We start from the raw sequence: 22,455 nt of genomic DNA, 5'->3' as shown, positions 1-22,455 counted from the left end.
CAGGACAGACGCCATGCTGAACGCACTGACAGGGACACGTGACACCGGCCGCACCTATGAGCAACAGGCGCGCCGTTACCTTGAACGGGCCGGCCTGCGGTTTGAGGCGGCCAACGTCACGGTACGCGGCGGTGAGCTGGACCTCATCATGCGCGACCGGGGCACCTGGGTGTTTGTGGAAGTGCGTTACCGGCGCAATGGTGCCTTTGGCGGTGCGGCGGCCAGCATTACCCGGCAGAAGCAGCAGCGTCTGCTACATGCGGCCCGCGTCTGGCTGGCCCGGCGGCAGGCCAGTTTTGAAACCTCGTCCTGCCGTTTTGATGTGCTGGCGATCACCGGGGAAAGCCTGGAGTGGTTGCCCAACGCCTTCACTGCGGAATGAATTGTTAGCCGGTGCTTCTGCCCGGCCCCTTTACTGACTGGATTAACTCACGTGCTGGAAAGAATCAAAGCCTGCTTTACTGAAAGCATCCAAACCCAGATCGCAGCTGCGGAAGCCCTGCCCGATGCCATCTCCCGTGCGGCCCTGACGCTGGTGCAATCCCTGCTGAACGGTAACAAGATCCTCTGCTGCGGCAACGGCACCTCGGCTGCCAACGCGCAGCATTTTGCCGCCAGCATGATCAACCGTTTTGAGACTGAGCGCCCCAGCCTGCCCGCCATCGCCCTGAGCGCGGACAACATTGTGCTGACGGCCATCACCAATGACCGGCTGCATGATGAGGTCTACGCCAAACAGGTGCGCGCGCTGGGCCACGCCGGTGACGTGCTGCTGGCGATTTCGACCCGCGGCAACAGCCGTGATATTGTGAAAGCGGTTGAAGCAGCGGTCACCCGTGATATGACGATTGTCGCGCTCACCGGGTACGATGGCGGTGAACTGGCGGGGTTACTCGGCCAACAGGATGTCGAGATCCGTATTCCCTCCCACCGCAGCGCACGCATTCAGGAGATGCATATGCTCACCGTGAATTGCCTGTGTGATCTGATAGATAACACCCTGTTCCCTCACCAGGATGATTAAGGAGCACCCATGAAGGTTCGAGTAACACTCGCTGTATTGTGCAGCGCCCTGCTGTTGCAGGGCTGCGTCGGGGCGGTGGTGGTCGGCAGTGCAGCCGTGGCCACCAAAACCGCGACCGACCCGCGCACCGTAGGGACGCAGGTTGATGATGAAACACTGGAAGCGCGCGTCGGCAATGCGCTGAGTAAAGATCAGCAGCTGAAGAAAGAGGCCCGCGTGGTGGTGACGGCCTATCAGGGCAAAGTGCTGCTGACCGGCCAGGCACCGTCCACTGACCTCGCCACCCGCGCCAAACAGATCGCCATGGGCGTGGACGGCGCGCGCGAAGTCTACAACGAGATCCGCCAGGGCACCCCGGTGAGCCTGGGCACTGCCTCGTCAGACACCTGGATCACCACCAAAGTGCGCTCGCAGCTGCTGACCAGTGATTCGGTGAAATCCTCGAATGTGAAAGTGACGACTGAGAATGGTGAAGTGTTCCTGCTGGGGCTGGTGACGCCGCAGGAGGGCCAGTCCGCCGCGCAGATTGCCAGCCAGGTCAGCGGGGTGAAGCATGTCACCACTGCCTTTACCGATCTGAAATAACCGCACGATCCTGACCAGACGTGATACCGGACGGGTGCCTTTATGGCACCCGTTTTTTTGCACGCTGTCCTGCACATTTCCCTGCAACAGATGTTTCCTGCCACGGGTGTTTCCTGTTACAGGCGCTGCTTACACAGGTGTTTATTACCACCGATGTTTTCTGCCACAGGTGTTTTCTGCACCAGGGATGTTTCCCTACAGCTGGTGCGCCCGCAGGAACCCCTCCCCGCCCAGTTGCCGCATCTGCTGCAGAATCCACTGCTGGCGGCGGAGCACGTAGGCCGAGGGCGCGTTGACTTTATAGATATGCGGGTTAGGCAGCACGGCGGCCAGCAGCGCCGCTTCAGAGGCGGTCAGGCGGCTGGCGGGCTTATGGAAATAGGTGCGGGCCGCCTGCTCCACGCCAAATACCCCGTCACCCAGCTCAATAATGTTAAGGTAAACCGTCAGGATGCGGCGCTTCGTCCAGACCAGTTCGATCCCGGCGGTCAGCCCCGCTTCCAGCCCTTTGCGTACCCAGCTGCGCCCATCCCACAACAGCAGGTTTTTCGCCGTCTGCTGTGACAGCGTCGACGCCCCGCGCAGCGAACTGCCCCGGCGCTGGTTATGCGACAGCGCCGACTGAATGGCCTCTACATCAAAGCCGCGGTGCTCCGGGAAGCGCTGATCCTCGGCGGCCATTACCGCCAGAGCCATGGCCGGCGAGATCGCTTCCCTCGGCACCCAGTCGGAATGGGCCACATAACTGACGTCCCCGGAGAACCAGGCACTGAGCTGGCGCTCCAGCATCACGGCAGAAAAGGGCACCGGCAAAAATGAAAAAAGCAGGATTAACCCTGCCCATAACGCCACCACGCCGGACACCAGCCATTTGATTGCGCTCAGCCAGCTTGTCCGGCCGCCTTGAGGACGCTTACGCCACATAGTCACTCACCTAAAATACGTGTTACGAGCTTATCAATTCCTTGTGAAATTTCTTCGACAGTACCGCCGGCCAGAAATCCCGGGGTCGTCATGATGTGCTGCTCATCATCAATCACAATATCGTCAGCAGGACAAATCACTGCCTCCCCGCCCAGTTCCTCAATCAGTTCAGCACTATCGGGATCGTTCCCCAGCGTGACCCTGACCGGGCCGCCCACCAGTAAGGGGGCCAAAATCGCACTTTTCTCTACCAAGCCAATAGTTATATTTTCCTTATGTATTTTCTTCAGTAAGTCCATATAACCGGCGCTTTCAGGAGGCATTTCGTCGCTATTTTCTTTCGTTTTAAAGTAAACCGGTACACTCTTTGCAGACAAAATGATAAGCGCTTCCGGCATAAATTTTTCTATTTCTGAGATATCAGACAAGGGGTAAGAGGTCAGTCCAGTCAGGGGGGTTAACCCCCTTTTCTCATCTTCTGCTACACCCTTATAAAAACCTTCATTATCATCATTTTGCGCCTGTAAAAAAGTGAGAAAAACGGCCGCCGCGCCCCACTTTTCCAGGGCGTTCAGCACTAATTTTGCTTCCTGGATCTCATTTTTATCCGAAAAATTTTGCCCGCAGAGGATGACCCCAATCCTTTTCATTCCTAGCCTCCGAAATTTCTTAAAACAACTGCTTGAAGTTTTGTACGAATAAAGACTAATCTACATCACAGATTTTAATGTTTCCTTGAACAAACGCGGCGACATTTGCTATTGTTGAAAAACAGTAAAATTTTATTGTGAAAAGTTACCAAACCCTGCGATGCCGAAAACCCTGATAAGAATGTTCGTGGGTTACCGATTTCCCTGGTGTTGGCGCAGTATTCGCGCACCCCGGCTTAGGCTGGGGTCATTTTTTTCTATGACCCCCTGATTTTCTGATGCGTCGGCGCTTACTCCTGCTCCGCCTTCGCCACCCACTCACGCAGCACCTGCACATCGTGCGGCCACTCTTGTTTCAGCTCATCAACCCAATCCTGCACATTGTCCCACCAGGCCGGCAGTGACGGCGTCTGGATCTGCTGCGCCAGTTGCTGGAGATGCTTCAGCCCGACGGAGCCCGCCGCGCCCTTGATCTTATGCGCCTCTTCCGCAATGCCTTTCTCATCGCGCGCGGTCATGTTGGAATCCAGCACCGCCAGGTAACCCGGCATCATCTGCTCGAACATCTCCAGGCTCTGGTGGATAAGCTGCGGCCCGACCAAATCCATGTACTGCTCCAGCATCGCAACATCGAGGAGTGATTCGTTGGTTTGCATACTTTTTGGCTCCGTTTTTTTGCCGGAATGGCGTGGGGGATGATCCCAGAAGTGTTTAATCATGGCAGTCAGCGCCGGGACGGAGAGCGGTTTGCTCAGCACGTCATCCATGCCTGCCTCAAGGTATTCGCTTTTGTCTTTCAGCACGTTGGCCGTCAGGGCCACCAGCGGCGGCAGCACCTGATCGACATACTGTTCGCGCAGGGTGCGGGCAATATCCAGCCCGGTCATGTCCGGCAGCTGGATGTCCAGCAGCACCAGGTCAAACTCATCCGGGTTGAACATGGCGAGGGCATCGTGGCCGTTCATCGCCACCTCAACGCTGTTGCCGAGCTTCTCCAGCACCGAACGCGCGACCACCACATTCAGCTCAATATCCTCAACCAGCAGCACATGCAGCGCCGGCAGCGGCAGTGGTTCCGGCTCTTCACGGGTGGCGGGTTTCTCCTCCAGCGACGGCGCGGTAATGGTCAGGGTGAAACAGGAGCCCTGCCCCGGCTGGCTGTGTACGGTGATGTCCCCGCCCATGCTCTGCGCCAGCCGCCGTGAGACCGCCAGCCCGATGCCGGTGCCGGTGGCGGGCTTGCCGCCGTGCTGGTCTTTCACCTGATAGTACATGGCGAAGATCTTGTCCTGCTCATCCTGCGGGATGCCCATGCCGGAGTCTTCCACCTCGAAGCGCAGGCGGTTATGCGGCTCATGCCAGACGCGCACCACAATCTGCCCCTGCTGGGTAAATTTCACCGCATTGCCGATCAGGTTCCACAAAATCTGGCGCAGACGGGTGCCGTCAGTGAGGATCTTCTCCGGCAGCGGCGGGTGCGGCTCCATCACAAATTTCAGCCCTTTCGGCTGCACCAGCAGGCCGGTCAGGTTCTCCAGGTCGGCCAAAAAGCCGGTGAAATCGACCGGCTGGTTATCCAGCTGGACTTTACGGCGTTCGATTTTATCCATCTCGATGATGTCATTGAAAATATTGCCGAGGGTAATGGCACTGACATGGATCGTCTTCAGGTAGTTGTGCTGCTCTTCATTGAGTTCAGTATCGAGCAGGATCCGGCTAAGGCCAACAATGCCGTTAAGCGGCGTACGCAGCTCGTGGCTGATGGTGGAGATAAAAGTAGTCTTTTCCCGGCTGGCGTTCTCCAGCGCGTCCTGGTAGCGCTTACGCTCGGTAATATCGCGGCCGAAGCCCATCAGCCCGTGGCGCTTGCCGATGCGGTCATAGAACGGCACCTTGCGCAGCTCAAAGCAGGCTTTGCGCCCGTCCGGGTAGACCAGCCACTGCTCATAGGTCAGAGAGACGTTATGGCGGAACACTTTCTCATCGGTCTCCACCACTTTTGCGGCGATATCCGGCGTGTAGACGTCATACGGGGTAAGGCCGATCAGCTGCTTCTCGCTGCGGCCGGTCAGCAGCTCCATTGCCCGGTTGCAGCCGGAAAACTCTTTGTCTTCATTACGGTAATAGACCAGATCGGGCGAGGCGTCGAGGAAGGAGCGCAGCAGCGCCGATTGCTGGCTCAGCTCAATCTGCGCCTGTTCACGGTGCGCCATCTCCAGCTTCAGCTTGTCCACCACCGCGAGGCGCGCCTCTTCCGCTTTGATGCGGTCGGTGATCTCCTGATTGAGCTGGGTGATGTTCTCCTGAAGCTGATGGTTCAGCTCCAGGTCACGGTGGCGCATCTCTTCAAGCTTGTCCACCAGCCGGGAGAGGCGCTGGCGCGACTCTTCCAGCTGCTCGACCACCACCGACAGAAAATAGACCGCCCACGGCGTGATCAGCAGGCCGAAGAAGATGGAGCGCACCACATCGATGCTTTCCACCTGGCCGCGCAACAGCATGGTCACGGCCATCTGGACAATCATCGCCAGCACCACCAACGCTGAGGCCAGCAACAGTGAGAACCGGATCAACCCCAGTTTCACCATCAGATCCACGTAATATTGGGCCAGCGCCCTGATTTGCTTCATACCCGCTCCTGTCAGACATCCTGCGCTGAATCATACCGTACTTTGGCCGGTGGGGCGGGCACCAACCGCATGAGGCACCAAGAGATTATTCAGGCTGCGAGATATTACGCAAATTTAGCGGCCGGCGGCCGGAAGGTGCGGTTACCCGGCAGCGCCGCGCCCTGCCCGCCATGCTGTTGCAGATAGCGGTGGATTTCCACCTGGGCCGTCCAGCGGTTTTCACACCACAGGGGGGCGAGCAGCGTCGGGCGGCGCGCGCTGGCCGAGAGGCGATGGAACACCACCTCCGGCGGGGTGTGGCGCACCAGCTCACCGGCCACCTGCACGTACGCCTCCAGCGGCAGCGCCGCCAGCCGCCCGGCCTGCCAGGCGCGCGCCAGCGTGCTGCCGGTGACGATATGCAGCGGGTGGAGTTTTATCCCGTCGAGGCCGGTGTCGAGCACCCGGTTAAGCGTCTGGTGCGCCATCGCCCCGGTTTCGCCCGGCAGGCCGACAATCAGATGCGCACAGACCAGGATGCCGCGCGCCCGGGCGCGCTGTGCCGTCTGCCGGTAGCAGGCGAAATCGTGGCCGCGGTTAATCCGCCGCAGGGTGGCGTCATGGGCGGTTTGCAGCCCCAGCTCCAGCCACACCTCATAGCCCTGCTGCTGATACCCGGCCAGCAGGTCGAGCACCGCATCCGGCACGCAGTCCGGCCGGGTGCCGACGCACAGCCCCACCATCTCCGCCTGTTGCAAGGCCTGCTGGTACATCTGCCGCAGCTGCTGGGTTTCTGCATAGGTGCTGGTGTAGGCCTGGAAATAGGCGAGGTAGCGGCGCGCGCGGTTGACCCTGGCCGCCTGCACCGCCAGCTGATCCGCAATGCTGAGCTGTTGTGCCGCTTCATCGGCAAAGGAGGAGACGTTGCAGAAGGTGCAGCCGCCGCGGCCCAGCGTGCCGTCACGGTTGGGGCAGCTGAAGCCGCCGTGCAGCGTCAGTTTATGGACTTTTTCACCAAACCGGCGCTGCAGGTAGGGGCCGAACATATTGACTAATTCAGGCAGTTGCATGATGGTATTTTGGCCTCAGAAAAAAGCCAACACGCTAGCAGGAAATCACTTTTCCTATGCTGATGCCGGTCAACTCCCCCGCCCTTCATCATTATCAAGAATAAAAATTCACTATAAATGATAATTAATTCACGTTTAATGAGATGAATTCTTCTTATCTTCTGACAGGGGATCATGAGAGAAAATGAAGGGGCAAAAAACAGTGGCAAACCACATACAACGGGGGTTTACCAGAATATAATTCTGGCATTACCACCCGCACTAGCATGGTGCAGAGATTTGGGCCTTGCACTATAGTGATACAGCTCACATCCAACCCTCTCCAACGGCGACTTTCTGACCGATAAAAACACCCCTATTTCTTTTACAAATCATCGGCTTAAATCAAAAAAATCATCGAAAAGCCCACTCTGAAGAGATATTTGACCTGCATGTTCTTTCTCGATAAGTTGGACGTCCGCTGGAAGCATTCTCGACGAAGCAACAACTCGTCATACTTATGCAGTTATTGAAGACTCCCTCATTAAACAAGTCATAACCCACTTGTGAGCGCCATCACAAGAGGCCATCGACGGAGGACGTCAGGCCGCGCATCTGCGTGCCGGTCATGCAGGCCACGCCCTGCCCCTCCTGAAGATTCGCCCCTTGCCGTCGGCAGTAAGAGTCACGCAGAGCCTGGGGAGGTTCCTGATATGTTGTACGATGCATCCCAAGAGAGGGATAACTGTGGTTTCGGCCTGATCGCCCACATAGAAGGCGAACCTAGCCACAAGGTGGTACGTACTGCCATTCATGCGCTGGCGCGTATGCAACACCGTGGTGCAATCCTTGCCGACGGTAAAACCGGTGACGGCTGCGGCCTGCTGCTGCAGAAACCTGACCGCTTCTACCGTATGGTGGCCGAAGAGCGTGGCTGGCGTCTGGCCAAGAACTACGCCGTCGGGATGATGTTCCTCAGCAAAAATGAGGACGATGCCCGCGCAAGCCGCCGCATTGTCGAAGAGGAATTGCAAAACGAGACCCTGTCGGTGGTGGGCTGGCGCGACGTGCCGACCAACCCTGACGTGCTCGGTGAGATTGCCCTCTCCTCCCTGCCCCGTATTGAGCAGATCTTTGTGAATGCGCCCGCCGGCTGGCGCCCGCGCGATATGGAACGCCGCCTCTATATGGCGCGCCGCCGTATCGAAAAGCGCATTCAGGACAACGAATTCTACGTGTGCAGCCTGTCGAACCTGGTGACAATCTATAAAGGGTTGTGTATGCCGGCCGACCTGCCGCGCTTCTACCTCGACCTGGCTGACCTGCGCCTGGAATCGGCCATCTGCCTGTTCCACCAGCGCTTCTCCACCAACACCGTGCCGCGCTGGAAACTGGCGCAGCCGTTCCGCTACCTGGCGCACAACGGCGAGATCAACACCATTGCCGGTAACCGCCAGTGGGCGCGTGCACGCGGCTATAAATTCAAAACCCCGCTGATCCCGGACTTGCAGGACGCCGCCCCGTTCGTCAATGAAAGCGGCTCCGACTCCAGCTCGCTCGACAACATGCTGGAGCTGTTCCTGAGCGGCGGGATGGATCTGGTGCGCGCCATGCGCCTGCTGGTGCCGCCTGCCTGGCAGCAAAACCCGGACATGGACAGCGACCTGCGCGCCTTCTTCGACTTCAACTCCATGCATATGGAGCCGTGGGACGGCCCGGCCGGTATCGTGCTCTCTGACGGGCGCTACGCCGCCTGTAACCTCGACCGTAACGGCCTGCGCCCGGCGCGCTATGTGATCACCAAAGACAAGCTGATCACCTGTGCCTCGGAAGTCGGCATCTGGGACTACCAGCCCGACGAAGTGATCGAAAAAGGGCGTGTCGGCCCCGGTGAACTGCTGGTGATTGACACCCGCAGCGGCCGCATCCTGCACTCTGCGGAAACCGACAACGACCTGAAAAGCCGCCACCCGTACAAAGAGTGGATGGAGAAGAACGTCAAACGCCTGGTGCCGTTCGAAGACCTGCCGGAAGATCAGGTCGGCCGCCGCGAGCTGGACGACGCGCAACTGGAGACTTACCAGAAGCAGTTCGGCTACAGCAGCGAAGAGCTGGACCAGATCATCCGCGTGCTGGGTGAGAACGGCCAGGAGGCGGTCGGCTCCATGGGGGATGACACGCCGTTCGCCGTGCTCTCCAGCCGCCCGCGCCTGATCTATGACTATTTCCGCCAGCAGTTCGCGCAGGTGACCAACCCGCCAATCGACCCGCTGCGCGAAGCGCATGTGATGTCGCTGGCAACCAGCATCGGCCGCGAGATGAACGTCTTCTTCGAAGCCGAGGGGCAGTCTCACCGCCTGAGCTTCAAGTCGCCGATTCTGCTCTACTCTGACTTCACCCAGCTGACGTCGCTGGAGGGGGAATACTACCGCGCGGAAACGCTGGATCTCACCTATGACCCGGCGCAACAGGATCTGGAAACGGTGATCCGCAACCTGTGCGATCAGGCGGAACACAAAGTGCGTGACGGCGCGGTGCTGCTGGTGCTCTCTGACCGTGCCATCTCCCCGGCCCGCCTGCCGGTGCCGGCCCCGATGGCCGTAGGCGCGATCCAGACCCGTCTGGTCGAGAAGAACCTGCGCTGCGACGCCAACCTGATTGTTGAAACCGCCAGCGCCCGTGACCCGCACCACTTTGCGGTGCTGCTCGGCTTCGGTGCCACAGCCATCTACCCGTACCTGGCTTACGAGACGCTGGCGAAGCTGGTGGACTCCCGCGCCATTGACAAGAAATACCGTGAAGTGATGCTGAACTACCGCAACGGCATCAATAAAGGCCTGTACAAGATCATGTCCAAAATGGGCATCTCGACCGTGGCCTCCTACCGTTGCGCCAAGCTGTTTGAAGCGGTCGGCCTGCACCGTGAACTGAGCGACCTCTGCTTCCAGGGAGTGGTCAGCCGCATCGGCGGGGCCAACTTCAGCGATTTCGAACAGGATCTGCAAAACCTGGCGAAACGTGCCTGGCTCAAGCGTAAACCGCTGGATCAGGGCGGCCTGCTGAAGTTCGTTTACGGCGGCGAGTACCATATGTACAACCCGGACGTGGTACGCACCCTGCAAAACGCGGTGCATACCGGCGAGTACAGCGACTACCAGCAGTACGCCAAACTGGTGAATGAGCGCCCGGTCTCGACCCTGCGCGATCTGCTGGCGATCAAGCCTGCCGGCCAGCCGATCCCACTGGATCAGGTTGAACCGGCGGAGAACCTCTACACCCGCTTTGATACCGCGGCGATGTCGATCGGCGCACTCAGCCCGGAGGCGCATGAGTCTCTGGCGGAAGCGATGAACAGCCTCGGCGGCTTCTCTAACTCCGGTGAAGGCGGCGAAGACCCGGCGCGTTACGGCACCAATAAGGTGTCACGCATCAAGCAGGTCGCTTCCGGCCGCTTCGGGGTGACACCGGCTTACCTGGTCAACGCGGACGTGATCCAGATTAAAGTGGCCCAGGGTGCAAAACCGGGCGAAGGCGGCCAGTTGCCGGGTGATAAAGTGACGCCGTATATCGCCAAGCTGCGTTACTCGGTGCCGGGCGTGACGCTGATCTCCCCGCCGCCGCACCACGACATCTATTCGATCGAGGATCTGGCCCAGCTGATCTTTGACCTGAAACAGGTCAACCCGAAAGCGCTGATTTCGGTGAAGCTGGTTTCTGAGCCGGGCGTCGGCACTATTGCCGTCGGCGTGGCGAAAGCCTACGCCGACCTGATCACCATCGCCGGCTATGACGGCGGCACCGGGGCCAGCCCGCTTTCGTCGGTGAAGTATGCCGGCTGCCCGTGGGAACTGGGGCTGGTCGAGACGCAACAGGCGCTGGTGGCCAACGGCCTGCGCCACAAAATCCGTCTGCAGGTGGATGGTGGACTGAAAACCGGCGTGGACATCATCAAGGCCGCAATTCTTGGTGCAGAGAGCTTCGGCTTCGGCACCGGCCCGATGGTGGCGCTGGGGTGCAAATACCTGCGTATCTGCCACCTGAACAACTGTGCCACCGGTGTTGCTACTCAGGATGACAAACTGCGCCGCGACCACTACCACGGTCTGCCGCTGCGTGTGACGAACTACTTCCACTTCATCGCACGGGAAACGCGTGAAATCATGGCGTCGCTGGGCGTCAGCCGCCTGGTGGATTTGATTGGCCGCACCGACCTGCTGGAGGAGCTGGAAGGCTTCTCCGCCAAGCAGAACAAGCTCGATCTGGCCCCGATGCTGGCCACCGCCCAGCCGCAACCCGGCAAGGCGCGCTACTGCACCGAGCACAGCAACCCGCCGTTTGACCCGGGCCTGCTGAACAAAGCCCTGCTGGAGCAGGCGGCACCGCACATTGAGCAGCGTCAGAGCAAGACCTTCTACTTTGACATCCGTAACACCGACCGCTCCGTGGGCGCGCTGCTCTCCGGGGCCATTGCTGAGAAGCACGGCGATCAGGGCATGGCTTCTGACCCGATCAAAGCCTACTTCTCCGGCACCGCCGGGCAGAGCTTCGGCGTCTGGAATGCGGGCGGCGTGGAATTGATGCTGACCGGCGACGCCAACGACTACGTCGGCAAAGGCATGGCCGGCGGCCGTATCTCGGTGCGCCCGCCAGTGGGTTCAGCGTTCCGCAGCCACGAGGCGAGCATCATCGGCAACACCTGCCTCTATGGCGCGACCGGCGGCAAGCTGTTCGCGGCAGGCCGGGCGGGTGAACGCTTCGCGGTACGTAACTCCGGGGCGATCACCGTGGTGGAAGGCATCGGCGACAACGGCTGTGAATACATGACCGGCGGCATCGTCTGCGTGCTGGGCAAAACCGGCGTCAACTTCGGCGCGGGCATGACCGGCGGCTTCGCTTACGTGCTGGACGAGGATGGCGAATTCCGTAAACGCGTCAACCCGGAGCTGGTCGAGATTCTGGACGTGGACCAGCTGGCCATCCATGAAGAGCACCTGCGCGGCCTGATCACCGAACATGTGCAGCTTACCGGCTCCAGCCGCGGCGAAGAGATCCTCGCCAACTGGCCAATGTGGGCGGCCAGGTTCGCCCTGGTGAAACCGAAGTCCAGTGATGTGAAGGCATTGTTGGGTCACCGCAGTCGTTCCGCAGCTGAGCTGCGGGTCCAAGCGCAGTAAGAGGTTTTCGATGAGTCAAAACGTTTATCAATTTATCGATTTGCAGCGCGTTGATCCGCCAAAGAAAGCGCTGAAGATTCGGAAAATTGAGTTTGTAGAAATTTATGAGCCGTTTTCTGATACCCAGGCCCAGTCGCAGGCCGATCGCTGCATCGCCTGCGGTAACCCTTATTGCGAATGGAAGTGCCCGGTCCATAACTATATTCCGAACTGGCTGAAGCTGGCGAACGAAGGCCGCATCATGGAAGCGGCTGACCTCGCCCACCAGACCAACAGCCTGCCGGAAGTGTGCGGCCGCGTCTGCCCGCAGGATCGCCTGTGTGAAGGCTCCTGTACGCTGAACGATGAGTTCGGCGCGGTCACCATCGGCAACATCGAGCGCTATATCAACGATAAGGCGATCGAGATGGGCTGGCGGCCCGATATGTCCCACGTGAAGCCGACCGGCAAACGCGTGGCGATTATCGGTGCCGGCCCGGCCGGGCTGGCCTGTGCCGACGTGCTGACGCGCAACGGCGTGAAAGCGGTGGTGTATGACCGCCACCCGGAGATCGGCGGCTTGCTGACCTTCGGCATCCCGGCGTTCAAGCTGGAAAAATCGGTAATGACCACCCGCCGTGAGATCTTCACCGGCATGGGCATTGAGTTCCAGCTCAATACCGAAGTGGGCAAAGACATCACGCTGGAAGCGCTGCTGGCCGAGTATGACGCGGTGTTCCTCGGCGTCGGGACCTATCAGTCGATGCGCGGCGGCCTGGAAAATGAGGACGCGCCGGGCGTGTACGATGCACTGCCGTTCCTGATTGCCAACACCAAGCAGCTGATGGGCTTTGAGGCGCAGGCGGATGAGCCTTACATCAATATGGAAGGCAAGCGCGTGGTGGTACTGGGCGGCGGCGATACGGCGATGGACTGCGTGCGCACCTCCATCCGTCAGGGCGCGGCCCATGTGACCTGCGCCTACCGCCGTGATGAGGAGAACATGCCGGGCTCACGCCGTGAAGTGAAAAACGCGCGTGAAGAGGGTGTGGAGTTCAAATTCAACGTGCAACCGCTGAGCATCGTGCTCGACAGCCAGGGCCGGGTCTGCGGCGTGAAGATGGTACGCACCCAGCTGGGCGTGGCCGATGCCGCGGGCCGCCGCCGTGCGGAGATTGTGCCGGGGTCCGAGCACATCATGGACGCTGACGCCGTGGTGATGGCGTTTGGTTTCCGCCCGCACAGCATGGAGTGGCTGGCGGCGCACGATGTGGAGCTGGATAGCCAGGGCCGCATCGTGGCACCGGAAGCGGTCGAGAACGCCTTCCAGACCAGCAACCCGAAAATCTTCGCCGGTGGCGATGCGGTGCGCGGCTCCGATCTGGTGGTCACCGCGATTGCGGAAGGCCGTAAAGCGGCAGACGGCATCATGAACTACCTGGAAGTGTAAGCGGCGCGTTTTACCGCTCATTCCTCCGGCAGGGGCCTTCGCGGCCCCTTTTTTTATGGGCGTGATGCCATAAAAAAAGCCCCGCCGGAGCGGGGCTTTCTGATGCGGTGCAAAGGCTTACTTCACTACCCGCAGGGCCGGGCGACCGCCGCGCGGCGGTTGCGGCGGCTCGTCATCCGAGTCCGGATCGTTGCTGTTGTCGGGACGATCGCCGTCAATCACCGACATGGTCGGTTCCGGCGTTTCACTCTCGCCCTCAGACACATCGAACATGCCCTCTTCTTCGTAGGCAGGTTCCGGCTCAAACATGGTACCGGCACCGTTTTCACGGGCGTAGATCGCCAGTACGGCGGCAATCGGTACATTCACCTGACGCGGCACACCCCCGAAGCGGGCATTGAAACGGACGTCGTCCGTGCCCAGCTCCAGATTCCCTACCGCGCGCGGTGCAATGTTCAGCACGATTTGGCCGTCACGGGCAAACTCCATCGGCACCATAACACCTGGGCGCGTGACATCCACTACCAGGTGCGGCGTGAGCTGGTTGTCGAGCAGCCAGTCATAGAATGCACGCAGCAGGTAAGGACGACGCGGAGACATGTGCGACATCTCCATCTCATTAACCCCGAGTATGTAAACGCATTTCGCGTTCGGCTTCGGTCAGTGAAGCCAGGAAGGCATCACGCTCAAAGACGCGGGTCATGTACCCTTTCAGCTCTTTGGAGCCGGCGCCGATAAGCTCAATGCCCAGTTGCGGCAAGCGCCACAGCAGCGGCGCCAGGTAGCAATCCACCAGGCTGAACTCTTCGCTCATAAAGTAGGGGGCCTGGCCGAAAATCGGTGCGATTGCCAGTAACTCTTCACGCAGTTGTTTACGGGCTGCTTCTGCTTCCTGGCCACTGCTCTGTTCGATTTTGTCCATCAGCGAATACCAGTTCTTCTCGATGCGCAGCATCATCAGACGGCTTTCGCCACGCGCCACCGGGTAAACCGGCATCAGCGGCGGATGCGGGAAACGCTCATCAAGGTATTCCATGATGATGCGGGATTCATACAGCGTCAGTTCACGATCAACCAGCGTAGGTACAGATTGATAAGGGTTGAGGTCAATCAGATCCTGCGGCAGATTTCCCATATCTACCTGCTCAATCTCGACACTGACACCTTTCTCCGCCAGTACGATACGTACTTGATGGCTAAAGATGTCGGTCGGGCCAGAGAACAGCGTCATTACCGAACGTTTGTTGGCAGCGACAGCCATGTAAACCTCCAAGTTTATCTAGAAAACAGTGCGAATAGCCAACGATCAGGCTGCTATCCTGAATCATGCATCGCCAGCCAGCAGCCTCGCAGACCAGCCTGAAGAGACAGGCGATCCTCAGGGCAAAGAACCAACCAAACTGCTCGGCGCTCAGGCGCAAAAGTGTTGTTAGTTTACCAGATTTTGCCTGTTTTGTGGCGGAGCAACGGCGATTTCAGCGTGAATTGTATGTCAACCGGCAAATAAGAGAGGAAGTGGCCGGTTTGCGGGCATAAAAAAACCCGGTGAGACACCGGGTTTTTGTCGTTGTTTCCGCTGCAATAAGCAGCTGGAAATTAACGCTTGGAGAACTGAGGACGACGACGTGCTTTACGCAGGCCGACTTTCTTACGTTCAACCTGACGGGCGTCACGGGTAACGAAGCCAGCTTTACGCAGCTCCCCACGCAGAGACTCGTCATATTCCATCAGTGCACGGGTGATACCGTGACGGATAGCACCAGCTTGACCGGAGATACCACCACCTTTAACGGTGATGTACAGGTCAAATTTACCAACCATGTCGACCAGTTCCAGCGGCTGACGAACTACCATGCGGGCAGTTTCGCGACCGAAGTACTGTTCCAGGCTACGCTGGTTAATTACGATGTTACCACTGCCCGGCTTGATGAAAACGCGAGCGGCGGAGCTTTTGCGGCGACCAGTGCCGTAGTATTGATTTTCAGCCATTGCCTATAATCCCGATTAAATGTCAAGAACTTGCGGTTGCTGTGCCGCGTGATTGTGCTCGTTACCCGCGTAAACTTTCAGTTTACGGTACATAGCACGACCCAGCGGGCCCTTCGGCAGCATGCCTTTAACCGCGATCTCAATCACACGCTCAGGACGGCGGGCAATCATCTCTTCAAAGGTCGCTTGTTTGATACCACCGATGTGGCCGGTGTGATGGTAATAGATCTTGTCGTTACGCTTGTTGCCGGTAACAGCAACTTTCTCAGCGTTCAGAACGATGATGTAATCACCAGTATCAACGTGCGGAGTGTATTCCGCTTTATGCTTGCCACGCAGACGGCGAGCCAGTTCAGTGGCCAGGCGACCCAAGGTCTTGCCGCTTGCGTCAACTACGAACCAGTCACGCTGTACTGTTTCCGGTTTAGCTGTAAAAGTTTTCATTAAAAGCTTACCCAATTTAAGTTACACGTTGGCGAACACCCAAACGCTTAATTAACAGTGTTGGAGGTTCACACGACCATCAAGTCCAGCAAACCTACCCCTTCGAATAGCCTATGCCGGCACTAATAAAGTTTCGGGAAAAAAACTTTGTTGTAACGTGGGGTCGCAAGATTATAGAGAAGTCCCCCACAAAGGTCGACTGCTTTTTTGGCGTAAATGCATAAATTCTGCCCTATGCCCGGCGGGCAGAGAAACAGCGCCCATCAGGGCAGATGCGGCAGCCGCAGGTACTCCTCGCTCTGCATCTCCTGCAGGCGTGACAGGCAGCGCTGGTACTCGAATTTCAGGCGCTCGCCGCGGTAGATCTCATACATCCCCGCCTCCGCCGAGATCACCAGTTTCACATGGCGCTCATAGAACTCATCCACCAGCGCCAGGAAGCGGCGGGCGGCGTTTTCGTTGGCGGCATCCATCACCCTGACATTATGCACCAGCACCGTGTGGTAGAGCGTGGAGAGCGCGATGTAGTCGTGCTGGCTGCGCGCCTCTTCGCACAGGGTATGGAAGTCGATCGCCACCACCCCTTCCGCCTCGGCCAGTACCGGCAGCGGCCGGTGGTTGATCTCCAGCACCTTGCCGCGCTCACCCGGCTTACCGGCCAGACGGGCAAATATGGTGCTGAGCTGGTCATCCACCGCGCTGTCGGGCGGGGCGAGCCAGAGGTTGGCCTGGGTCAGGGTGCGCAGGCGGTAGTCGATGCCGGCGTCGACGTTCATCACCGTGCAGTGGGCGTTGATGAGATCGATGGCCGGCAGGAAGCGCTGGCGCTGCAGGCCGTTGCGGTAGAGCTGGTCAGGCGGGATGTTGGAGGTGGCAATCAGCGTGATGCCGCGGGCGAACAGCGCCTGCAACAGCGTGGCCAGCAGCATGGCGTCCGTAATGTCCGACACAAAAAACTCATCGAAACAGAGCACGTCCGTCTCTGCTTTGAAGCGGTCTGCCACCGTCTCCAGCGGGTTCTCCTGCCCCTGCAGCTGCGTGAGCTGCTCATGCACCCGCAGCATAAAGCGGTGGAAATGCAGCCGCATTTTACGGTCACCCGGCAGGCTGTGGAAGAACATGTCCATCAGCCAGGTCTTGCCGCGCCCGACGCCGCCCCACATGTAGAGCCCCTGCACCGGCTGCTGCGGTGCCGGCTTTTTCCCCATCAGGCGGGCAAACAGCCCGCCCGGTGCGCGCGGTGCCTCAGGTTTTTGCGCAATCAGCGCATGGTAGATGGCATCAAGTTGCGTGACGGCCTGACGCTGCACGTCATCCGGTTGATAATCCCCGGCGTCCAGCGCCTGGTGATAGCGTGCAAGGGGCGTAATGGATTGCATGTTTTTCGACGTTCCGTGAGAAAAAAGTTATCGGTGTTTCGCCGCGCTTCGGGGCCTGTTCCCCCCGACTTCGCTGCAATTGCCTGCCGTGCCGGTCATGAAAAAATCCGTCTTCCCTCAGGTTCAGACCCGTCAGGATTCCACTGACACAAGGTTAACGGTTATAGTGAGTATTATTAAGTGAAAAAGTTAAGTGAAAAAGCCCTACTGGACAACGAGAGTAACATAGGAGTCATTATGACCTGGGAGTATGCACTTATTGGTTTGGTCGCCGGCCTGATTATCGGCGCGCTGGCGATGCGTTTCGGCAACCGTAAATTGCGGCAGCAGCAGGTACTGCAAAACGAACTGGAAAAAAGCAAAACCGAGCTGGAAGAGTACCGCCAGGAGCTGGTCAGCCACTTCGCCCGCAGCGCGGAGCTGCTGGACAACATGGCCACCGACTACCGCCAGCTCTATCAGCACATGGCAAAAAGCTCCAACAACCTGCTGCCGGACATGCCGACGCAGGACAACCCGTTCCGCTACCGCCTGACGGAAGCCGAAGCGGACAACGACCAGGCACCGGTAGAGATGCCGCGCGACTACTCTGACAGCGCCTCCGGCCTGCTGCGCGGTGAGCGCACGCGCCGCACCTGATGCCCTGTACGCCGGCAGCGCCCTGCTGCCGGTTCTCCCCCTGCCGACCGGCCCTGCAATTTCACACATCAGACATGACAACCGAAAATCAGTCCCTTATTGTTAAATGACAGCCTGTGTTAACAAATGAGGGTGTGTGTGACCCCAGATTGTGTTTTAACAGGCACTGTGTTTTAACAGGCACTGTGTTTTAACCAGCGCCGTCTTCGCGGCGCGGAAAATACCGATTGTTTCTTATCGTTTTTTTGCCGCAGGTTGCGGGAGAGCCCACCGATGAAGATGAAATTACTATCCAGTGCCCTGAGCCTCGCCCTTGGCCTGGCCCTGTTTGCGCCGCAGACGGGGGCGGCCGCGCTGCCGGTTGCCGTGGCCGGGCAGCCGCTGCCGAGCCTGGCACCGATGCTGGCAAAGGCCCTGCCGGCCGTGGTCAGTGTGCATGTGTCCGGCACGCAGGTTGAGCATCAGCGCCTGCCGGAAGAGTACAAATATTTCTTTGGCCCGAACGCCCCCTCCGACAATGAGAGCATCACGCCTTTTGAAGGGCTGGGGTCCGGCGTCATTATCGATGCGGCCAAAGGCTATGTGCTGACCAACAACCATGTGGTCAACAATGCGGAAAAAATTCAGGTTCAGCTCAATGACGGGCGCGAATATGCGGCCAAACTGCTCGGCAAAGATGATCAGACTGACATCGCCCTGCTGCAACTCGACAATCCGAAAAACCTGACGGCGATCCAGATGGCGGATTCCGACCAGCTGCGGGTCGGGGATTTTGCGATTGCGGTCGGCAACCCGTTCGGCCTCGGCCAGACGGCGACCTCCGGCATCATCTCGGCGCTGGGGCGCAGCGGGCTGAACCTGGAGGGGCTGGAGAACTTCATCCAGACTGACGCCTCCATCAACCGCGGCAACTCCGGCGGCGCGCTGATTAACCTGAACGGCGAGCTGATCGGCATCAACACGGCGATCCTGGCTCCCGGCGGCGGCAATATCGGCATCGGTTTTGCCATCCCCAGCAACATGGCGCAGAACCTCAGCAAGCAGCTGATTGAGTTCGGGGAAGTGAAGCGCGGCATGATCGGCATCAAAGGCAGTGAGATGAATGCGGACATGGCAAAAGCCTTTAAGCTCGATGCGCAGCGCGGCGCGTTCGTCAATGAGGTGCTGCCGGGGTCGGCCGCCGCCAAAGCCGGGATCAAGGCGGGCGATGTGCTGGTCTCCCTGAATGGCCGGACGATCGAGAGCTTCGCGGAGCTGCGCGCCAAAGTGGGCACCACCGGGCCGGGCAAAACCGTCCGGATCGGTTTGCTGCGCGCCGGTAAGCCGCTGGAGGTGAGCGTGACGCTGCAAACCAGCACCGAGGCGGCCTCTGCGGCGGCGCTCTCCCCGGCGCTGCAGGGCGCCGGGCTGACGGACGGTGCCACCACCGCCGGTGACAAAGGTGTGGTGCTGGTCAGCGTCGCCCCTTCCACCCCGGCGGCGGCCATCGGCCTGCAAAAGGGCGATGTGATCATCGGCGTTAACCGTGAGCGCACCCGCACCCTGGCGGAGCTGCGCGCCGTGCTGGAGGCGAAACCGCAACTGGTGGCGCTGAACGTGGTACGCGGCAACGACAATATCTATTTGTTGTTGCGCTGATTTCCGTGAAAAGTGGGCACGGCGCGCTGCCGTGCCCAACACTTCGTGCTATCCTCGCCCCCATTCACCTCCCCTGATGACCTGAGCCGATGCTTGCTAAGTTACTGCGTTCTATTCTCCTGGGCCTTATTGTTGCCGGCATTTTGCTGTTTTCCCTGCCGGCCTTGCGCCTGCCCATGGCGGAATCCCTGTTTCCGGCGCAATTTACCAGCGATGATGAGCAACCTCTCAGCTATAACAAAGGGGTACGCCACGCCGCCCCGGCGGTGGTTAACGTCTATAACCGCAGCATGGGCAACGCCTCGCGCAATTCACTGGAGATCCGCACCCTCGGCTCCGGCGTGATCATGAATGACAAGGGCTACATCCTGACCAACAAGCATGTGATCAATGACGCCGAGCAGATCATCGTGGCGTTGCAGGATGGGCGGGTCTTTGAGGCGCTGCTGGTCGGCTCCGACAGCCTGACCGATCTGGCGGTGCTGAAAATTGATGCCGCCGCCCTGCCGGCAATCCCGATCAATACCCACCGCGTCCCGCGCGTGGGGGATGTGGTGATGGCGATCGGCAACCCCTATAACCTGGGGCAGACCATCACCCAGGGGATCATCAGCGCCACCGGGCGCATCGGCCTCAGCCCGTCCGGGCGGCAGAATTTCCTGCAGACCGACGCCTCCATCAACCGCGGTAACTCCGGCGGCGCGCTGGTGAATACGCTGGGCGAACTGGTGGGCATCAACACCCTCTCCTTTGACAAAAGCAACGACGGCGAAACGCCGGAGGGGATCGGGTTTGCCATCCCGACCGCGCTGGCCACCAAAGTTATGGAGAAGCTGATCCGTGACGGCCGCGTGATCCGCGGCTTTATCGGCATCGGCGGCCGCGAAATCAGCCCGATGCACACGCCGAATACCGGCCTGGACCGCCTTCAGGGCATTGTGGTGAATGAGGTGACGCCGGACGACCCGGCCGCCAAAGCGGGGATGCAGGTCAATGATGTGATTGTGAGCCTCAACCATAAGCCCGCTATCTCCGCGATTGAGACGATGGACCAGGTTGCGGAAATCCGCCCCGGCTCGGTGATCCCGGTGGAGATCATGCGCAACGGCAACAAGCAGACGTTGCAGGTGACGATTCAGGAGTACCCGTCCCAGTAGGCGGCGCGCGGTTACGCAGCACCATAAAAAAAGCCGGCCAGGTCTCCCTGTGCCGGCTTTTTTATTGCCGTCTGGCTTATGCCTGCTCGCCGCTGATGCGTTCGATGTTGGCACCCAGTGCGCGCAGTTTGTCTTCAATGCGCTCATAGCCACGGTCGATGTGGTAGATGCGATCCACCACCGTGGTGCCTTCCGCGATGCAGCCTGCCAGCACCAGGCTGGCGGAGGCGCGCAGATCGGTCGCCATCACCTGCGCCCCAGAGAGCTGGGCCACGCCGTGGCAGATCACGGTGTTGCTCTCGATCTCCGCGTGCGCGCCCATGCGGATCAGCTCCGGCACGTGCATAAAGCGGTTTTCGAAGATGGTCTCGGTAATGATGCCGGTGCCTTCTGCCACCAGGTTCAGCAGGCTGAACTGGGCCTGCATATCCGTCGGGAAGCCCGGGTGCGGCGCCGTGCGGATGTTTACCCCTTTCGGGCGCTGGCCGTGCATGTCGAGGCTAATCCAGTCTTCACCGACTTCAATGTCCGCCCCGGCTTCGCGCAGCTTCGCCAGCACCGCGTCCAGCGTGTCCGGACGGGTTTCGCGGCAGACCACTTTACCGCCGGAGATGGCGGCCGCCACCAGGAAGGTGCCGGTTTCAATGCGGTCAGGCAACACGCGGTAGACGCCGCCGCCCAGGCGCTCAACGCCCTGGATGGTGATCTTGTCGGTGCCCGCACCGGTGATTTTTGCGCCCAGCGCATTCAGGAAGCCCGCCGTATCAACGATTTCCGGCTCACGCGCGGCGTTCTCGATAATGGTGGTGCCTTCCGCCAGGGTGGCGGCGCTCATGATGGTCACGGTCGCGCCGACGCTGACCTTGTCCATCACGATGTGCGCGCCCTTCAGGCGACCTTCCACTGAGGCTTTCACGTAGCCCTCTTCCAGCTTAATCTCCGCGCCGAGTTGCTCCAGGCCGGTGATATGCAGGTCAACCGGGCGTGCGCCGATGGCACAGCCCCCCGGCAGCGACACCTGGCCGCGGCCGAAACGGGCCACCAGCGGGCCGAGCGCCCAGATAGAGGCACGCATGGTTTTCACCAGCTCATAGGGTGCGGTGAACTCATTCACGCCACTGGCATCAACAAACACCGAGCCGTTACGCTCGATTTTGGTGCCCAGCTGGGTCAGCAGCTTCAGGGTGGTGTCGATGTCTTTCAGGTGGGGAACGTTCTGGATCTCTACCGGCTCTTCAGCCAGCAAAGCAGCGAACAGGATCGGCAAGGCGGCGTTTTTGGCCCCGGAGATGGTCACTTCGCCACTCAAACGGGTACGGCCCTGCACACGAAATTTATCCATTATGACAGCTCTCAGTGTTTAACTTTATAAGGTCGCAAAGGGCGGAGCGGGTGCCCGGCGTCAGAAGCCGTTCAGCAGGCGGTCGCGCTTCCACTCTTCGGGCGTAAAGGCTTTGATCGACAGGGCATGGATGCGGTTGTCGGCGATGTATTCCATCAGCGGGGCGTAGACAGCCTGCTGCTTTTTCACACGGCTCATGCCGTCGAACTGCGCGCCAACCACGATCACCTGGAAGTGGCTGCCGTCACCGGTCACATGGGCTTCCTGCAGTGCCAGCGCCTGCATCAGAACATCTTTGATTTCTTGAGTATCCATAGGAGTCGATTCTGTCTAAAAGGGGATCATATCAGCCGACCATCTTAGTTGAATCCGGCGCACTCTTAAACAAAGAAAAAGCCCCTGCAAAGGCTTTCTTACAGGGGC

At 59.5% G+C, this 22,455-nt stretch carries 19 protein-coding genes; 8 read left to right on the top strand and 11 right to left on the bottom strand.

Annotated elements, in window-relative coordinates; all coding sequences use genetic code 11:
* Positions 1 to 13 precede the first annotated feature (13 nt).
* The 3 genes from CYR32_RS04925 to dolP are packed head-to-tail and all read left to right on the top strand — an operon-like array spanning position 14 to position 1,609.
* Positions 14 to 382, top strand: coding sequence for a YraN family protein (locus CYR32_RS04925; RefSeq protein WP_101823211.1), 369 nt, complete (start codon positions 14 to 16; stop codon positions 380 to 382).
* Between the two features lie 51 nt (positions 383 to 433).
* Positions 434 to 1,024 carry a DnaA initiator-associating protein DiaA gene (diaA, locus tag CYR32_RS04920; RefSeq protein ID WP_072931769.1) on the top strand — a complete coding sequence of 197 codons (591 nt, stop codon included), beginning with the start codon at positions 434 to 436 and terminating at the stop codon, positions 1,022 to 1,024.
* Between the two features lie 9 nt (positions 1,025 to 1,033).
* Positions 1,034 to 1,609: a division/outer membrane stress-associated lipid-binding lipoprotein gene (gene dolP / locus CYR32_RS04915; RefSeq protein ID WP_101823208.1), complete on the top strand. Its 576-nt coding sequence runs from the start codon at positions 1,034 to 1,036 to the stop codon at positions 1,607 to 1,609.
* A gap of 195 nt (positions 1,610 to 1,804) precedes the next feature.
* Here dolP and mtgA read toward each other — a convergent pair whose 3' ends face one another.
* From mtgA to mnmL, 4 genes are all read right to left on the bottom strand, one after another.
* On the bottom strand, positions 1,805 to 2,533 hold the full coding sequence (mtgA, locus tag CYR32_RS04910; protein WP_101823205.1) for a monofunctional biosynthetic peptidoglycan transglycosylase: 729 nt from the start codon (positions 2,531 to 2,533) through the stop codon (positions 1,805 to 1,807).
* Positions 2,534 to 2,535: 2 nt separating this feature from the next.
* Positions 2,536 to 3,183, bottom strand: a complete 648-nt coding sequence (locus CYR32_RS04905; RefSeq protein WP_101823202.1) for a type 1 glutamine amidotransferase family protein — start codon at positions 3,181 to 3,183, stop codon at positions 2,536 to 2,538.
* Positions 3,184 to 3,473: 290 nt separating this feature from the next.
* Positions 3,474 to 5,813 carry an aerobic respiration two-component sensor histidine kinase ArcB gene (gene arcB / locus CYR32_RS04900; protein ID WP_101823199.1) on the bottom strand — a complete coding sequence of 780 codons (2,340 nt, stop codon included), beginning with the start codon at positions 5,811 to 5,813 and terminating at the stop codon, positions 3,474 to 3,476.
* A gap of 104 nt (positions 5,814 to 5,917) precedes the next feature.
* Positions 5,918 to 6,862, bottom strand: coding sequence for a tRNA modification radical SAM protein MnmL/YtqA (gene mnmL / locus CYR32_RS04895; protein WP_101823196.1), 945 nt, complete (start codon positions 6,860 to 6,862; stop codon positions 5,918 to 5,920).
* 692 nt (positions 6,863 to 7,554) lie between these two features.
* On the opposite strand from mnmL, the gene gltB reads away from it, so the two are divergent.
* Positions 7,555 to 12,015: a glutamate synthase large subunit gene (gene gltB / locus CYR32_RS04890; RefSeq protein ID WP_101823193.1), complete on the top strand. Its 4,461-nt coding sequence runs from the start codon at positions 7,555 to 7,557 to the stop codon at positions 12,013 to 12,015.
* Between the two features lie 10 nt (positions 12,016 to 12,025).
* A complete protein-coding gene (locus tag CYR32_RS04885) occupies positions 12,026 to 13,444 on the top strand; it encodes a glutamate synthase small subunit (RefSeq protein WP_101823190.1) in 1,419 nt (472 codons plus the stop codon).
* Between the two features lie 117 nt (positions 13,445 to 13,561).
* On the opposite strand, the gene sspB is transcribed toward CYR32_RS04885, so the two are convergent.
* The 5 genes from sspB to zapE all read right to left on the bottom strand — a co-directional run bounded on the left by sspB (position 13,562) and on the right by zapE (position 17,256).
* A complete protein-coding gene (gene sspB, locus CYR32_RS04880) occupies positions 13,562 to 14,059 on the bottom strand; it encodes a ClpXP protease specificity-enhancing factor (protein ID WP_101823187.1) in 498 nt (165 codons plus the stop codon).
* Between the two features lie 4 nt (positions 14,060 to 14,063).
* Positions 14,064 to 14,705 carry a stringent starvation protein SspA gene (sspA, locus tag CYR32_RS04875; protein ID WP_101823184.1) on the bottom strand — a complete coding sequence of 214 codons (642 nt, stop codon included), beginning with the start codon at positions 14,703 to 14,705 and terminating at the stop codon, positions 14,064 to 14,066.
* 335 nt (positions 14,706 to 15,040) lie between these two features.
* Positions 15,041 to 15,433, bottom strand: coding sequence for a 30S ribosomal protein S9 (gene rpsI, locus CYR32_RS04870; protein ID WP_011091939.1), 393 nt, complete (start codon positions 15,431 to 15,433; stop codon positions 15,041 to 15,043).
* 15 nt (positions 15,434 to 15,448) lie between these two features.
* Positions 15,449 to 15,877, bottom strand: a complete 429-nt coding sequence (rplM, locus tag CYR32_RS04865; RefSeq protein WP_072931751.1) for a 50S ribosomal protein L13 — start codon at positions 15,875 to 15,877, stop codon at positions 15,449 to 15,451.
* Between the two features lie 263 nt (positions 15,878 to 16,140).
* Positions 16,141 to 17,256 (bottom strand): cell division protein ZapE, encoded by a 1,116-nt coding sequence (zapE, locus tag CYR32_RS04855; RefSeq protein WP_101823182.1) that lies wholly within the window; start codon positions 17,254 to 17,256, stop codon positions 16,141 to 16,143.
* Positions 17,257 to 17,493: 237 nt separating this feature from the next.
* On the opposite strand from zapE, the gene zapG reads away from it, so the two are divergent.
* The 3 genes from zapG (at position 17,494) to degS (ending at position 20,690) form a co-directional block, all read left to right on the top strand.
* Positions 17,494 to 17,895: a Z-ring associated protein ZapG gene (gene zapG / locus CYR32_RS04850; protein ID WP_101823179.1), complete on the top strand. Its 402-nt coding sequence runs from the start codon at positions 17,494 to 17,496 to the stop codon at positions 17,893 to 17,895.
* Between the two features lie 273 nt (positions 17,896 to 18,168).
* Positions 18,169 to 19,533 (top strand): serine endoprotease DegQ, encoded by a 1,365-nt coding sequence (degQ, locus tag CYR32_RS04845; protein ID WP_101823176.1) that lies wholly within the window; start codon positions 18,169 to 18,171, stop codon positions 19,531 to 19,533.
* 89 nt (positions 19,534 to 19,622) lie between these two features.
* Positions 19,623 to 20,690: an outer membrane-stress sensor serine endopeptidase DegS gene (gene degS / locus CYR32_RS04840; protein WP_101823173.1), complete on the top strand. Its 1,068-nt coding sequence runs from the start codon at positions 19,623 to 19,625 to the stop codon at positions 20,688 to 20,690.
* A gap of 76 nt (positions 20,691 to 20,766) precedes the next feature.
* Here degS and murA read toward each other — a convergent pair whose 3' ends face one another.
* Positions 20,767 to 22,032: a UDP-N-acetylglucosamine 1-carboxyvinyltransferase gene (murA, locus tag CYR32_RS04835; protein WP_101823171.1), complete on the bottom strand. Its 1,266-nt coding sequence runs from the start codon at positions 22,030 to 22,032 to the stop codon at positions 20,767 to 20,769.
* Between the two features lie 60 nt (positions 22,033 to 22,092).
* The gene (gene ibaG, locus CYR32_RS04830) at positions 22,093 to 22,347 is read right to left on the bottom strand and encodes a BolA family iron metabolism protein IbaG (protein ID WP_101823168.1); all 255 of its coding nucleotides are present in this window, start codon (positions 22,345 to 22,347) and stop codon (positions 22,093 to 22,095) included.
* Positions 22,348 to 22,455 lie beyond the last annotated feature (108 nt).

The sequence above is a fragment of the Chimaeribacter coloradensis genome (assembly GCF_002858715.1).
Lineage (GTDB): Bacteria > Pseudomonadota > Gammaproteobacteria > Enterobacterales > Enterobacteriaceae > Chimaeribacter > Chimaeribacter coloradensis.
Note: the sequence above shows the minus strand (reverse complement) of the source record. Positions and strands in the feature narration are given on the sequence as shown.